Origin of the sequence: Flavobacterium sp. SM2513, from assembly GCF_050908145.1 — a bacterium.
GTDB lineage: Bacteria > Bacteroidota > Bacteroidia > Flavobacteriales > Flavobacteriaceae > Flavobacterium.
On sequence record NZ_CP194228.1, the window covers coordinates 2,526,160 to 2,541,987 of the forward strand.

10 protein-coding genes are annotated in these 15,828 nt (G+C 35.4%); 2 read left to right on the forward strand and 8 right to left on the reverse strand.

Translation table 11 applies throughout. From position 1 onward, the window contains the following. The first annotated feature begins 311 nt into the window (after positions 1 to 311). Positions 312 to 623, forward strand: a complete 312-nt coding sequence (locus tag ACQ5J2_RS10600) for a hypothetical protein (protein ID WP_432673300.1) — start codon at positions 312 to 314, stop codon at positions 621 to 623. 1,345 nt (positions 624 to 1,968) lie between these two features. Here the strand turns inward: ACQ5J2_RS10600 and ACQ5J2_RS10605 are convergent. From ACQ5J2_RS10605 to ACQ5J2_RS10615, 3 genes are all read right to left on the reverse strand, one after another. Further along, positions 1,969 to 2,727 carry a hypothetical protein gene (locus ACQ5J2_RS10605; RefSeq protein WP_432670379.1) on the reverse strand — a complete coding sequence of 253 codons (759 nt, stop codon included), beginning with the start codon at positions 2,725 to 2,727 and terminating at the stop codon, positions 1,969 to 1,971. A gap of 1,744 nt (positions 2,728 to 4,471) precedes the next feature. Next, positions 4,472 to 6,529, reverse strand: coding sequence for a DUF7619 domain-containing protein (locus ACQ5J2_RS10610; RefSeq protein ID WP_432670380.1), 2,058 nt, complete (start codon positions 6,527 to 6,529; stop codon positions 4,472 to 4,474). Positions 6,530 to 6,761: 232 nt separating this feature from the next. Beyond that, the gene (locus tag ACQ5J2_RS10615; protein WP_432670381.1) at positions 6,762 to 8,546 is read right to left on the reverse strand and encodes an ABC transporter ATP-binding protein; all 1,785 of its coding nucleotides are present in this window, start codon (positions 8,544 to 8,546) and stop codon (positions 6,762 to 6,764) included. Between the two features lie 121 nt (positions 8,547 to 8,667). On the opposite strand from ACQ5J2_RS10615, the gene ACQ5J2_RS10620 reads away from it, so the two are divergent. Then, the gene (locus ACQ5J2_RS10620; RefSeq protein ID WP_432670382.1) at positions 8,668 to 12,108 is read left to right on the forward strand and encodes a methylmalonyl-CoA mutase family protein; all 3,441 of its coding nucleotides are present in this window, start codon (positions 8,668 to 8,670) and stop codon (positions 12,106 to 12,108) included. Between the two features lie 127 nt (positions 12,109 to 12,235). Here ACQ5J2_RS10620 and ACQ5J2_RS10625 read toward each other — a convergent pair whose 3' ends face one another. The 5 genes from ACQ5J2_RS10625 to ACQ5J2_RS10645 form a co-directional block, all read right to left on the reverse strand. After that, positions 12,236 to 12,613, reverse strand: coding sequence for a YchJ family protein (locus tag ACQ5J2_RS10625; RefSeq protein WP_432670383.1), 378 nt, complete (start codon positions 12,611 to 12,613; stop codon positions 12,236 to 12,238). Beyond that, positions 12,603 to 12,758: a hypothetical protein gene (locus ACQ5J2_RS10630; RefSeq protein WP_432670384.1), complete on the reverse strand. Its 156-nt coding sequence runs from the start codon at positions 12,756 to 12,758 to the stop codon at positions 12,603 to 12,605. The genes ACQ5J2_RS10625 and ACQ5J2_RS10630 overlap by 11 nt, the downstream gene beginning before the upstream one ends. Further along, the gene (locus ACQ5J2_RS10635) at positions 12,755 to 13,324 is read right to left on the reverse strand and encodes a DUF1543 domain-containing protein (RefSeq protein ID WP_432670385.1); all 570 of its coding nucleotides are present in this window, start codon (positions 13,322 to 13,324) and stop codon (positions 12,755 to 12,757) included. The genes ACQ5J2_RS10630 and ACQ5J2_RS10635 overlap by 4 nt, the downstream gene beginning before the upstream one ends. 111 nt (positions 13,325 to 13,435) lie before the next feature. Then, positions 13,436 to 14,872: an APC family permease gene (locus ACQ5J2_RS10640; RefSeq protein WP_432670386.1), complete on the reverse strand. Its 1,437-nt coding sequence runs from the start codon at positions 14,870 to 14,872 to the stop codon at positions 13,436 to 13,438. A gap of 267 nt (positions 14,873 to 15,139) precedes the next feature. After that, entirely contained in the window at positions 15,140 to 15,823 is a 684-nt protein-coding gene (locus ACQ5J2_RS10645) for a DUF421 domain-containing protein (RefSeq protein ID WP_432670387.1), read from the reverse strand. Between the last annotated feature and the right edge of the window lie 5 nt (positions 15,824 to 15,828).

Genomic DNA, 15,828 nt, shown 5'->3' on the forward strand with positions numbered 1-15,828 from the left:
ACATTTATGGAGTTATCGGATTAAGGTGTTTGAATAGATTTTAAGTCCTTATACAAATTGGGATAGGATGCTGTTTTATTGTAGGGCAGGAATTTATAAATCAATGTACTTTATAAATCAGTAACTCTTGAAAAATAAAAAAAGTGACAAACATGCGTTATTACGAACATAAAGACTGTTTTAGTTTACAATAATGAACATTTATAAAAATGAGTAGTAAAAAACAAACCGTTTTACCTAAGTACCAAATACAATTAAAATAGAGGGACGAAAACTTAAAGCTGGCTAGGAAAAGAAGAAAGCTAACGGCTATACAAGTAGCAGAAAGAGCGGATAGCGGACGTACTACTTTATACCAAATAGAAAAAGGAAATCCGAGTGCAGCTATTGGTGCTTACTTCAATCTGCTTCACATTGTGGGACTACAAAACGGCTTCTTAAAACTAGCTGCAGCCAATCAACTAGGAAGAAATTCCAAGACCTCGAACTGCTTAAGTAAAATAAATTACAAAGGAATTTCAGTTACTGTGAATCGCCAGTTCGTTTTTTGTGCAGTGGAAATAAAAAAAAATCACCCCAAGTCACTGAATAGAACGAAGCTAATCTATCGTCAGTTCAAGTGATTTTGTGCAATGTAATGGAACAAAATTGTATCTAGAACCCTCACGCAAAGCTTCTCGATACTATTTTTAGAAACAAAAACTAGCGTTTTTAGTTTTAAAAATCACTCGAAGAGATATAAAATAAGATATTGGGTTTTAATAATAACGATCTGTAATTACTCATCGTCAGTTCGAGTGTTTTTTGTGAAGTAAAACGGAACAAAAAATGTATCGAGAACCGTCCTCGTCAGTTCGAGTGATTTTGTGCAATGTAATGGAACAAAATTGTATCGAGAACCGTCCTCGTCAGTTCCAGTGATTTTAAGGCATCGCAGTGGAATTAAAATAGGATTATTTTCGTCAGTTCGAGTGTTTTTTGTGAAGTAAAACGGAACAAAAAATGTATCGAGAACCGTCCTCGTCAGTTCAAGTGATTTTGTACAATGTAATGGAACAAAATTGTATCGAGAACCGTCCTCCTCGTCAGTTCAAGTGCTTTTGTGCAATGCAATGAAACAAAATTGTATCGAGAACCCTCACGCAAAGCTTCTCGTGTCCTCGTCAGTTCGAGTGATTTATCAAATTACTCCCATCCGTGTTCTTTTTTTTTTACCAACACTTTTCAATCAGAAGACTAGTACAAATCACACCAAATCGGCTTTCAATTATTACAATTACCATCACAAAAAATTTCTCCCAATTAATCGAATTACTCGAATCCGTGTTCCTTTTTTTTACTAACACTTTTCAATGAGAAGGCTAGTACAAATCACACCAAATCGGCTTTCAATTATTACAATTACCACTACAAAAAATTTCTCCCAATTAATCGAATTACTCCAATCCGTGTTCCCTTTTTTCTTCCCTAAGTAAACCGTCTTAAAAACTTAAAATAAAACTTCGAACCTTCGTGGCTTCGTGGCAAAATCCCTCCATTCTTCAATCCTTACAAATTTCTTCCAATTTATCAAATTACTCCAATCCGTGTTCTTTTTTTTTTTTACCAACACTTTTCAATCAGAAGACTAGTACAAATCACACCAAATCGGCTTTCAATTTTTACAATTACCATCACAAAAAATTTCTCCCAATTAATCGAATTACTCCAATCCGTGTTCCTTTTTTTTACCAACAGTTTTCAATGAGAAGGCTAGTACAAATCACACCAAATCGGCTTTCAATTATTACAATTACCATCACAAAAAATTTCTCCCAATTAATCAAATTACTCCAATCCGTGTTCCTTTTTTTTAAAAACTTAAATTGAAATACTTTGGTTCATTTTATCCAAAGAAAAACACCCTCTATTTTAAAGAACTTAGAACCTTAGTGCCTTAGCGGCAAAAGTCCTCACGTTCTCAATCCTTTATGCATTAAAAACCCCCAAACACCGCACGCCAGCCATGCCTTGTTCCTTCAGTTCATACAACTTCTCATTTTGGCTTTGGTAATACTGTACCGCTAAAAAAGCCATACGAGGGCCATTAATCTCAGGCAAGTCCGAAATTTCAAACGAGGGAGGCAACGAAACCACTTGCTCTTTAGACAAAAATACAGTCTCAGCCGAATACGTCAAGAAACTTCCTTCTGCTAAATCGTAATCCACTACGTAATAATGAAAATGCAAGTCAGTGGTACTATTTTTAAACAGCAATGCAGGACCAACTACCGGTGGAACCACACAAGTTTGTCCAGCTAAACCAACAACAGGACGTGCAGTAAACAAAGACAAAACGTCCTGTTTGGGGGCAAACAAAAAATCGGTCAACAATTTCTTACCACCTACAGTTTTGAAAGCTTCCCATACCGAACGCTTCCCACGTTCCGAATGCAAGTCTTCAACCTTAACCTGCTGTAACATCGACATCGTTCTGCTGTGCAAACTCACATCTTTAATATGAAATAACGCCAAGTCCGTAGCCATCCGAAGCAATTTCTTAGCTCGAGAAGTAATCCCAAACTCACTACCATTCTCCCGAACACGAGCCATAGAATCCTTTGTCTTAATAGCTTCGCCAGTGAAACCACCACCACTTTTTCGAGCAACCCACTTGCCTTTTCTTTTATAAAAATTGATACCTCCTAGAGTACCATCTAACGGAAACATGCCTCCTTGCTTTGCCATAACAAATACTTTTTAGAGTACAAAGATATAAATTAAATTTATACATTGTATACATTTATAGAGTATTTATAACGTATTTATAACGTATTTATAGCGTATTTATAGCGTATTTATAGCGTATATATAGCGTATATATAGCGTATTTATAGCGTATATATAGCGTATATGTAGCGTATTTAAAGCATATATATATTATATCTAATGCTACTTTAGAGCAATATTAAGAGGTAATAAAAAATATTTTACCTCAATCAAGCCTCAACAATGAGAACAATCAGCAGATTGTCAACCAACCTCTGATTACAAAAAAAAGACACCTGCCGTTACAATCGAACGAATTCAAAATCTAAAACAAACGAACTACACCTTGTCTTAATTCTTAATACTCAACTCTTAATACTCCCCATCTTACTTCTGTATACTCCAATCTTAATACGCTACTCATAACTAAACTGCAACGAACTCAAGTTCTTGTACATTCCAATTTCTAATGCAATCAATTCTTGGTGGGTTCCTTTTTCGGTGATGGTTCCGCCGTCTAGGACTAGGATTTGGTCGGCTTTTCGGATGGTGGAGAGGCGGTGAGCGAGCTTTGGCGTGATTCACGACGAACAGGCGGTATGTTGATTTTTGATATTTTATGTTTGTTTAAAGAATGAAGTGGCTTCGAGGTCAGAGACCATCGAAGAGCGAGCTAAAATAACACTTTCTGAATTATCCCACAAGAAGAAGGGATTCGTGTGGGAGCGGGATCAATATTATTGCTTTAATTTTCATTTTTTCCAACTAATTTACAATTTCATTTTGTAAAAAAAACTCTGTTTTATTACTTCCAAATATAGAAAATTATATGCATAAAAATAGGAAAATGTGTATTTATAGCCATGCAGCGATAGTTAGTAAATTGGTAAGTTAGTATTAATGATATTGTTTTAAAGTTTGCATTTATCGGGCTTGGAGGCCAGAGACCATCGAAGAGCGGAGCATTTTTTCGATAAACATCTGACCACTTTGAGGTCAGTCTATTCCTTAGTTTAATGACATTGTTCGTACGGACGCGGGGTAGACTAGTTCGAACTTCAACAATTGTTTCTAACTAAATGCCACACGAAGGGTTTCGGGAGCTGTGTTGCGTTGCAAACGCTTAGTATCGTTTTCAAAAGGTAATTAGGTACTCGTTGCAAACGAGCACCAGTGGGATAGAGTTTTCCCATGCAAGAAAAGTGTTTTGCTATTGAAGAAAAGACTTTGATTATGCAAGAAAAGAGTTTTGTTATAAGAGAAAAGTGTTTTGCTATTTAAGAAAGGAGTTTTGTTATAAGAGAAAAGAGTTTTGCTATTCAAGAAAAGAGTTTCGTCATACTATAAAAAACTTTTACTATGCAAGAAAAGTGTTTTGTCATTCATAAAAAGTCTTTTTTCATTTGTGAAAGCTTGTTTTTCGTTCTTGAAAGGTTATTTTTGGTTTTAAAAGTACTTTTTCGTTTTTGAAAAGGTGTTTTTCGTTTTTTAAAGGTCGTTTTTGGTTTTGAAAGTACTTTTTTTAGTTTTGGATGGCGTTTTTTATTTTAGAATAGTGGTTTTTCATTTTGAAGGGTGGTTTTCAGTTATGGAAGTTACTTTTGTAGGAGCCACACTAAGGGATTCTTACAGAAGCGGGGAAATCTGTGAAATCTATGAAACTGTAAGTAAATAAAAAAGTCCCAATTACTTGAGACTTTTTAAAATATAGATTTTGATATTGTTACTCTTTTATAAACTTCGTATTCGCTGTTCCTTTATTAGTCATTACTTTTATAAAATACGTGCCTGTTTTTAAGTTGGCGACATCAATTGTAGTATTATTTTCTGGATTGGTAACAGCCATTACCATTTGACCCAAAGTATTGTAGATACTAATTGACTTCAGTACTATTTCGTTTTTAGTATTGAAATGCAATACGTCTTTCGCAGGTATTGGATACACCGTAAAATAACTTCCGAAATCAAAATCTTGATTACTTAAAGTAGCAATTGTTGTAATAGCGGTATTGGTTATAATTGGAAAATTATAATCAAAATAGATGCTTGCCGTATTGCTGAACGTGTTTCCAAGCACAAGCGTTGATTTGGTTTTAATTTTAAACGCTACATAGCCATCATTGTTGGCATCATCAAAAGGAAGGTTGATGTTTTCAAAGATGAACTCTACTTTTCCAGTAGTACTGTTTATTCTCGTGATATATGAATGACTGCTACTTTGTGCTACTAAACTAGATATTTCAAACTTAGTAGTATCAATAACATCTGAAACCACTATATTTTGTGCTGCAAATGTTCCTGTGTTTTCAAAACGGATTACATAATGAACATATTCGCCAATCATACTGGGTGTAATGGTTGTACCTTCTAAACAGGTTTTATCATTTGGATCAAAAGAATTTACCACCGTTTGATTTAAAGTAAAGGTATTGTCATTTGGCATTTCATCCGTAGCACCAACAATAGTTGCTGTATAATTTAAAATAGTACCAGCATTAACCGCTGGATTTTCCATTGGAGAATTGATATTAAAAGTTAAATTAATTTCTCTAGTTTCAAAAGGATTTAAATTGCTGTATGTCCAACTTAAACTATTGGTAGCAGAACTAGAATTAAGTGGAGTTGTCGAAATCAAATCCATAACTGCATCATCAAAAGTAAAACTTAACGAACCGTTAGAAACTTGATTACCTTTGTTTTTATATATGATTTTATATTTAGCATCAAAACCTGGACGTGCTGGAACAATTGGAAGAATTGAAACCTCCACATCATTGTGAATACCATTTGCGGTAATACAGAAATCTTGAGTATAAGGACTTGCAGTAGATGGAAATGAAACAGAAGCTGAAGTTGGTGAAATGTTGAAATAACTTGGGTTCTCTATTTGTGGAAGAATAGTATATGTGTCGGCAAAAACTGGTATAGAATAAATACCTAAATTATTACCAATAAAAGCTGCTGAATGCACTTCATTTGAAATATTAACTTTCATATTTGGATAATATATATCATTATTATCACAACCATTATTATCAATATCCAATAAACTATTACCTTGAATAGTATGATATTCTCCACCCATTACAAAATTACAATAAGTGTTTGCTTGGCAAGTGAAAGTATAACCATAATTATCAATCTTATTCTGAACAAGAGTTATATCATCTTCATCAGCACAAATAAAACGAAGGTTATAGCATCCTTGAAAACTCAAGTCTATTTCATTACTACCATTTTTTATATTTAATCTTGTCATTGAAATACTACTGCAATATAACTTTTTTAGTTTTGTCATATGACTAACATCTAAAGTTGGTGAATTGAAACTAAGATTTAAATAAGTTAAATTTACCAAATTGGTTAAATTTGAAGTAGTCAAATTTACACCAACGCAATTTAAAAATCTTAAATTTGTCAAAGTAGTAATATTTGAAAACGTAAAAGAGCTGATCTGAAACATTAGATATTCTAAATTAGTAAAGCTTTGTATTCCATTGGCAGTATAAATAAGTAATGTTCCACCAGATGTATCATAAATTTTTAAATATTTTATTGCTAATGCCTCGCTTACTTGAATTTGTCCGTCATTATTTGTATCAATTTTGTTATAACTTGTGACATTGCCATTAACATCAGGCGTTTGTGTTGACGCAATCCAATTACTCGGACTTGCCGACAAAAGCTTATTTTTAAAATTTGCATCTGGAATATTCACTATCTGCGCCGTGCTGCTTAGTGTAGTAAGAACTACTACCAAAAGTGTGTAAAGTTTTTTCATATAAATGTTTTGATGGTCAAATATATATAAAAAAGCAACACTTTAACTTTTTTTATAAAATAAGAATTAAGATGTCTTTGAAAAAAAAGTAAATTGTACTTATATTCGCTTCTTTCAAAGTAATAAAAGTTTAGTAATCAAAAATTATTCTCTAAATAAGATTGTAGGGAATTCTATGGCAAAGCCAATCGCAGCCTCGTCTAGCGTCGCGAAAACTCCCATCTCCCAACTGTTAACTAAACTGCAACGAACTCAAGTTCTTATACATTCCATTTTCTAAGGCAATAAGTTCTTGGTGGGTTCCTTTTTCGGTAATGGTTCCGCCGTCAAGGACTAGGATTTGGTCGGCTTTTCTGATGGTGGAAAGGCGGTGTGCGATGATGAAACTGGTTCTGCCTTGCATTAAAATTTCTAAGGCTTCTTGGACTAGTTTTTCACTTTCGCTGTCTAAAGAAGAAGTGGCTTCGTCCAGAATCAAGATACTTGGATTTTTAAGTAAAGCTCTTGCAATCGCAATGCGTTGGCGTTGTCCGCCTGAAAGTTTGATGCCGCGTTCGCCAACCAATGTTTCCATTTGTTCTGGGAAACCTTCGATGAAATTAAAGGCATTGGCTTGTTGTGCGGCTTCCATAATTTCGGCATCGGTGGCATTTGGTTTTCCGTAGGCGATGTTTTCTTTGATGGTTCCGCCAAAAAGAATCACGTCTTGGGGAACGATACTCATATTGCCTCGAAGTTGTTCGAGTTGGAATGAATTGATGTTTTTTCCGTCAATTAAAATTTCACCTTTATCAATGTTGTAAAAACGCAATAGGAGTGAAGCGATAGTCGATTTTCCGGCACCACTTGGTCCAACAATGGCAATTTTTTGACCGAAATTCACCTCGAAATTTACGTCTTTCAGGACTTCAATTTCAGGACGAGACGGATAGCTGAAGGAAACATTTTGGAAAGATACATTTCCGGTAATTTTTTCGGTAACGGGATTTTCGGTGGAGTTGATTGCTTCAGGAACCTCGTCTAATAATTCAAAAACACGTTCGGTAGCACCCACGGCTTTCTGAATTTGAGCATACATTTCGGCGATTCCACCAAAAGAAGCTCCGATAAATGTGGTGTATAAAATGAACGAAATCAAATCTCCAACGCCTTCGACTTCGCCTTTAATGGTTAAGGTAATTCCGTACCAAACTACCACCACGACACACCCAAAAAGACACAAAATAATAAACGAGGCAAAGTAACCGCGGTAAATTCCGCCCTTGATGGCAATTTGAACAATTTCCTTGATTTTGTTTTTGTACCGCTGAATCTCGTACCATTCATTGGCGAAAGCCTTGACATTGGTAATTCCCTGCAAGGTTTCCTCTACAATAACTTGGCTTTCGGCCACTTTATCTTGTGTTTTCTTGCCGTACTTACGAATAAACCGACCAAATATTACGGCACCCACTGCAACCAAGGGAACGATAGCCAACATCATCAAAGTCAACTTTGGACTGATGCTTCCTAAAATGATAAACCCCCCAATAATCAAAATAAATTGACGTAAAAATTCGGCAATAGTGGTGGTAAATGTGTCTTGTAATTGTGATATATCAGCACTAATGCGACTGTTCAATTCGCCCACACGCTTTTGAGAGAAAAAGGTCATCGGTAATTTGACCAAGTTTTCATACAAGGCAAAACGGATATTGGATAGCGAATTTTCAGTAAAATTGACAAAAAGTGAAATCCGAAAGAAGGAGAAAACCGCTTGTAATACCAAAACACCCATTAATAAAAGTGCTACATAATTGGCTTGATCTAAATCTTTGTTGGTGACACAATCCACCAACATTCCCATTAATTTTGGAAACGCTAATGCTGTGGCACTGGTAAGCAGTAAAAAAATCAAACCGATATAAAATTTCCATTTGTGGCCTTTGCCGTATTTGAAAATACGTAAGGCTTTCGTTAGCGAACTGGTGGTTAATTTTGCTTTAGGTAAGTCGTTTTCTTTAGAATGTCGCGCCATCTTTTTTGTTTAGGAAAACAAAGGTAAGTAAACTCACTCATTACTAAATTAATATTCTTAGCGTTGGTTTAAAATTTTTATAATTCGTAAATTGCGGGCTTAAAATTACTTTTAAATCAATATGGAACAAGCAACACCTTATATACCTCAAAATAAAGTCAGAATTGTAACAGCAGCTGCTCTTTTTGACGGTCACGATGCAGCTATAAACATTATGCGTCGTATTATCCAATCTACTGGCGTGGAAGTGATTCATTTAGGACACGACCGAAGTGTAGAAGAAGTGGTAAATACCGCCATTCAGGAAGATGCAAATGCCATTGCAATTACTTCCTATCAAGGAGGACACAACGAATATTTTAAGTATATGTTCGACCTTTTGAAAGAAAAAGGAGCGGGACATATTAAGATTTTCGGTGGTGGAGGTGGTGTAATTCTTCCTGTTGAAATCAAAGATTTGCAGGATTACGGCATCACTCGAATTTATGCTCCAGACGACGGACGTGAATTGGGATTGCAAGGAATGATCAATGACTTGGTTCAAAAATCAGATTTTCCAATTGGTGATAAATTAACGGACGAAGCCGACCATTTAGAGGCTAAAGTACCTACAGCAATTGCTCGTGTAATTTCTGCAGCGGAGAATTTTCCAGAAATAGCGAAAGCTACGATGGACAAAATTCACACCCTAAATGAATCTTCTAAGATTCCAGTTTTGGGAATTACAGGAACAGGTGGCTCAGGAAAATCGTCCTTAGTGGATGAATTGGTTCGCAGATTTTTAATTGATTTTCCAGAAAAAACCATTGGATTAATTTCCGTTGACCCTTCGAAGAGAAAAACAGGCGGTGCTTTATTAGGCGATAGAATCCGAATGAATGCCATAAATAATCCTCGCGTTTACATGCGTTCGTTGGCTACTCGTCAATCGAATTTAGCTTTGTCGAAATATGTTGCCGAAGCCATTCAAGTTTTAAAAGCAGCTAAATACGACATCATCATCCTTGAAACTTCGGGAATCGGACAAAGTGATACCGAAATTATGGACCATTCTGATGTTTCACTTTATGTGATGACGCCTGAATTTGGTGCAGCAACACAGTTGGAAAAAATTGACATGCTTGATTTTGCTGATTTGGTAGCCATAAATAAATTTGACAAGCGCGGTTCGCTAGATGCATTGCGTGATGTGAAAAAACAATACCAACGCAACCACAACTTATGGGACGCTAATCCAGCTGATTTACCTGTTTTTGGAACCATTGCCTCGCAGTTCAACGATCCGGGAATGAACACGTTGTACAAAGCCATCATGGATAAAATTGTAGAAAAAACCGAATCGGATTTGGTTTCTACTTTTGAAATTACCCGTGAAATGAGCGAGAAAATTTTTGTAATTCCACCACATAGAACACGTTACCTTTCGGAAATTGCCGAAAACAATAGAAAATACGATGAAACGGCAGAAGGACAACGACAAGTTGCTCAAAAGTTGTATGGTATTTTCAAAACCATTGAAACGGTTTCTGGTAAGAAGCCTGAAATCAATAAAGTAGGTATTGACGACAGTTCGGTTTATCCGAGTGCGAAAGAAGAAGACAATCAAGACCGTATTTTCTTGAACTTATTACTGAATCAATTTGACAAAGTCAAAATGGATTTGGACCCTTACAACTGGGAAATTATCTTGACTTGGGATGAAAAAGTAAATAAATACAAGAATCCGGTTTATTCGTTTAAAGTGCGCGATAAAGAAATTAAAATTGCCACACATACCGAATCTCTTTCACACTCACAAATTCCAAAAATTGCTTTACCAAAGTACGAAGCTTGGGGCGATATTTTGAAATGGAATTTACAAGAAAATGTACCTGGAGAATTTCCTTTTACATCAGGTTTGTATCCTTTTAAAAGAGAAGGAGAAGATCCATCGAGAATGTTTGCTGGTGAAGGTGGACCAGAGCGAACGAACCGTCGTTTTCACTATGTAAGTGCTGGATTACCTGCAAAACGTCTGTCCACGGCTTTTGACAGTGTGACTTTATACGGAAATGACCCGCATTTACGACCTGATATTTATGGGAAAATTGGAAATGCAGGAGTTTCTATTTGTTGTTTAGATGATGCGAAAAAGTTGTATTCTGGATTTAATTTGGCACACCCATTGACGTCAGTGAGTATGACGATTAACGGTCCGGCACCTATGTTGTTAGGGTTTTTCATGAATGCTGCAATTGACCAACAATGTGAATTGTACATTAAAGAAAATGGTTTAGAAAAAGAAGTTGAAGCTAAAATCAACGCCATTTATAAGAAGAAAGGTTTACCAAGACCTCGATATAATGGCGCATTGCCTGTTGGAAATGACGGATTGGGATTAATGCTTTTAGGCGTTACGGGTGATTTGGTTTTGCCAAATGATGTGTACCAAGACATAAAAGTAAGAACACTTTCACAAGTTCGTGGAACCGTTCAAGCGGATATTTTGAAAGAAGACCAAGCTCAAAATACGTGTATTTTCTCTACGGAATTTGCATTGCGATTGATGGGTGACGTTCAAGAATATTTCATTACCAATAATATCAGAAACTTTTATTCGGTTTCGATTTCTGGTTACCATATTGCAGAAGCAGGTGCCAATCCTATTACGCAGTTGGCCTTTACGTTGTCTAACGGATTCACGTATGTGGAATATTATTTGAGTCGTGGAATGGATATTAACGATTTTGGACCTAATTTATCGTTCTTCTTCTCGAATGGAATTGACCCAGAATATGCGGTAATTGGTCGTGTGGCTCGTAAAATTTGGTCGAAAGCCTTGAAGAATAAGTACGGAGCTAACGAAAGAGCTCAAATGTTGAAATACCATATTCAAACATCAGGACGTTCGTTACATGCTCAAGAAATTGACTTTAACGATATTCGTACCACTTTGCAAGCTTTATATGCTATTTATGACAACTGTAATTCATTGCATACCAATGCTTATGATGAAGCGATTACGACACCAACAGAAGAATCGGTTCGTAGAGCAATGGCGATTCAGTTGATTATCAATAAAGAATTAGGTTTAGCGAAGAATGAAAATCCAATTCAAGGTTCATTCATTATTGAAGAATTAACGGATTTAGTGGAAGCTGCCGTATTGATGGAATTCGACAGAATAACTGAAAGAGGTGGCGTTTTGGGAGCGATGGAAACGATGTACCAACGTTCTAAAATTCAAGAAGAAAGTATGTACTACGAAATGCTGAAACATACCGGTGAATTCCCAATTATTGGAGTAAACACATTCTTGAGTTCTAAAGGTTCGCCAACGGTTATTCCTGCGGAAGTAATTCGTGCCAGTGAAGAGGAAAAGCAATTTCAAATTACTACTTTGAATAATCTACATGAATTTCACAAGGATGAAACGGCAGAACAATTGGCGGTTATCCAAGATGCTGCAATTAAAAACCAGAACATGTTTGAGCAGTTGATGAATGCGACTAAAATTTGTTCATTAGGAGAAATTACCGCTTCTTTGTTTGAAGTAGGAGGACAGTACCGTAGAAATATGTAAGCAGAGAACCATTTTCTTTGAAAAAGAAAATGTGTGAATCGCTTATGCTGAGCTTTTGCGAAGTATCTCAGAGGAAAGAGCATAGAATACAGAGTAAAGACCTTTCAGCAATGGAAGGTTTTTTCTTTTAAAAGAAAATTCCATCTACATAAAACCAGCTACCATCTTCGAAAACAAAAGTAGATTTCTCATGATGTATTGTTGCTTTCCGACTTTCGTCTAAATAAAAAGCTTTGAACTCCACAGTTGTTCCAGTTGCAGCAATAACTTCTAATTTCAGCCAGTCATTGCTTTTCGACCAATCTAAAATAGTCGCTTTTTTATGGAATTTTCGTGTGGATAAATGTGTAGTAATTACTAAATAATCTGCCTCTTGAGTGCAATAAGCTGAATAACGCGAACGCATTAATTCTTCAGCAGAATTTGCTTTTTTAATACCACTTATAATGGGTTGACAACAATTTTCAAAAGCTAATAAATTACCGCAGTAACAATTATTCTCCATTTTCCTCTTTATTTTGCTCGTTGAACTTTCTAGTAATTTCCTTCAATTTTTCTTTGCGGGAAAGCACAGCTTGTTTCGCTTTTGCTTGTTCTTTATGCAACTTGTCGTTGTGTTTTTTAATGTTTTTTTCAGTATTTCGACTCATAATTTTTTAATTTTCAAATAACCAATGTGTAATTTATCTTCTGCTTTTGGCTCAGTTAAGGCAGTTATTTTAATCTGATATTTTGATTTGGCTTCCACATCTAATAAATCAATTACTTTATGTTTATCATCTACGTCAATTCCGTACTTATCATCGATATGTGATTCGGCTCCTTTTCCCTCAAATCCGAAGTGTTTATAAAAAACAGATTTCTTTGCTTTTTTAATTGCTACAGCCATTTTAGGGCCTACAGCAAGCATTTTATAATGGTGTTCTTCAAATTCACCAGGTCTGTAACCTCCTAAGTTCAAGAAATACAACTGGTTTTCAACAGAAACAGTTTCTTCCAGAGCTACAACTTTTACAGCATGATTATCTACAATAGTAATTTCGCGCCAAGCATCAATGTGTATTTTTCCTTTGGCTTCAGGCCAAAATGCTTTCATCTTGGGAGCTAGTTCACTCATATTTTCTGCAATACCAAAAAACATATCGTGTTGTTCTATCACGCGTCCTTTTGGCGTACAGCCTAAAAGCACCATAAAAAGTTTCGGAGAATTATTCATGAATCAAAGGTAAAACAAAAGAATGTTTAGTCAAAGTTTAGAAAATATTTCTTACAGTTCCGCTACAAAACAACACGGGTTACAATTGATTTACAGAAAATAATTTTCTAATTATTCCTCATCCATGTTGTTATGAGGCAACTTCTTTTTCCAATAATAATAAAAAGGCAATCCCGAGAAGATGAAACCGATTCCTATAATTGATTTCACTGGAGATTCAATAAACGAAACTACTAATAAAATGATACAGAATATTACAAAAATTAGTGGTACAAAGGGATAACCAGGCGTTTTATAAAGTCTAGGTGCATTTTTGTCTTTGATTCTGAGGTAAATTACGCCAAAAACAATAATTCCAAAGAAAATGAATGCGGTAATTATTAGCAGATCGGTTAGTGTGTCGAAAGACCCTGAAAAAATCAAAATACAGGCCCAAAAACACTGGTAATTTAGCGAAAAATGAGGTGTCTTATTTTTAGGATGTATTTTGGCGGCTTTTTCGAAGAACAAACCTTTTTTTGCCATAGCATAATAAATACGAGAGGAAACCAGTATGGTCGCATTGGTGCAACCCAATGTTGAAATCAAAATCATACCACTAATGATGTAAGCACCACCAGTTCCTAAAATTTTATCGGTGACCACTACTGCGGCAATATTGTTTTCATTTAAGCGAAGTGCAGCAAGCATTTCGTCAATAGGCATGATGTAGAGATAGGCCGTATTGATGATTAAGTAGAGCAATATGATTAATGCAATTCCAATTGTCAAAGCTTTAGGTAAGTTTTTGGTCGGATTTTTAATTTCTTCTCCTATGAAACCCAAAGCAATCCATCCTTCATAACCCCAAAATGCATTTCGCATCGCTAAAACCATTGCACTAAAAAGTCCTAAAGCGCCAAAACCTGCCACAGGATAATTAGAAGAAGGTGTTTGAAAAGTTGCAATACTTCCTTGATTTCCGCTGAATGCAGCTATAGAAATAATTAAAATAGAACCAATTATTAAAAAAGTAAAAACCAAGCTAAGATTTCCGCCCTTTTTAGCTCCTTTAATATTTACTTGTGTCAGGAAAATAATGAGGAGACAAGCGACTATTTTTGCTCCAAAATTTGAAAAGGGATGTAAGCCCAGAAAACTAATAGATTGCCAGTCCAAGGGCAGCTGAGGCAAAGTAACAAATGTATTTAACGCTCCTGCAAAAACAAAAGCGATGGACGATATAGCGGCCGTTTGAATGACTGTAAAACAAGACCAGCCGTAAAGAAATGAGATAGTTTTTCCGTATATTTTTTCCAGCCAATGAAAAGGTCCACCAGATTGTGGATAGAGAACTGCCAATTCAGCGATGCTTAAAACGCCAAATAGAATCACGATTCCCGCTAATAACCAAGCCAAAATAATCAGCCAAGGTGTATGTAGAAGTTCCGCCATTGGTGCCACTTTCTTGAAAACACCGGAACCAATTATTGAACTCATTACAATAATAATAGCCATTTTAAGACCAAAAGATTGGAGTAATGATGAAGATTTTTTTTCTTCCTGCATATAAACTTATTTTTATCATTAACCTAATGCAATAAAAACGGAGATTTTTATTCAACATTCCAAGCTGGTTGGCATGCAATGAGGTCAATAAAATTACTAAATAATCGCACCTTAAAAAAGGTAAAGTGCTCAATATAAGATTTTATTTTTAAAACAATCTTGATTTAGTTTCTAAAATGTCAAAAGAATATAGTTGAGGAAAGGAATAGGAGCGGATGATTGTAAACAACAATTCAAGAATCGAAAGGCATTTCAACATTCGTAATTTTAAGTAATTCGGACGCAATTTATCGATTTCACCCAACGATTGTGTTGGCAATTTGGACAAATATGTACTGATTTTGAAACAATAATTTCGGTGTAACCACAGAAATAACAGGAATAATGACCTTCTTCTATTATTTCAATAATTTGATTATTGTACAACGCAGGTAAAATGGGCAAACCATATAAAACTTCTTCATCTTTATAGAAATAAAGACTCACTTCGCCAGAAATTTCAATGATTGCAATATCAATTTGGCCCAGGTGTGAAACACTTTGCTGACGCATTTCTGCAAAAAACTCATCGTAACCTAAATCTTCTTTGTTGAAATTGTGAAGAGAGAAAACACCATCATCAATTAAGTAAATTGGTTCGCCTTCTAAAACTTTTTCGATGGCTTTATACTTAAATACCAAATGAGTCGTGATTTTATAACAAAGAATCACAACCATAAAAACTGCCAAAGCGGAAAGTAGCCCTACTTCTTTATAAAACATAGGGTCACCTGCTGCGGAACCCAGACTAATAATGATAACCAATTCAAAAACAGAAAGTTGTTTTACACCTCTTTTCCCTAAAACTTTCAGTGAAAATAGAATGATGAAAAACATGATAACTGTTCGAATCCCAATTTGGATTAGAAAAGAAGCATCTAAATCACCCCATAAGAGTTCATGCCAATCCATATATT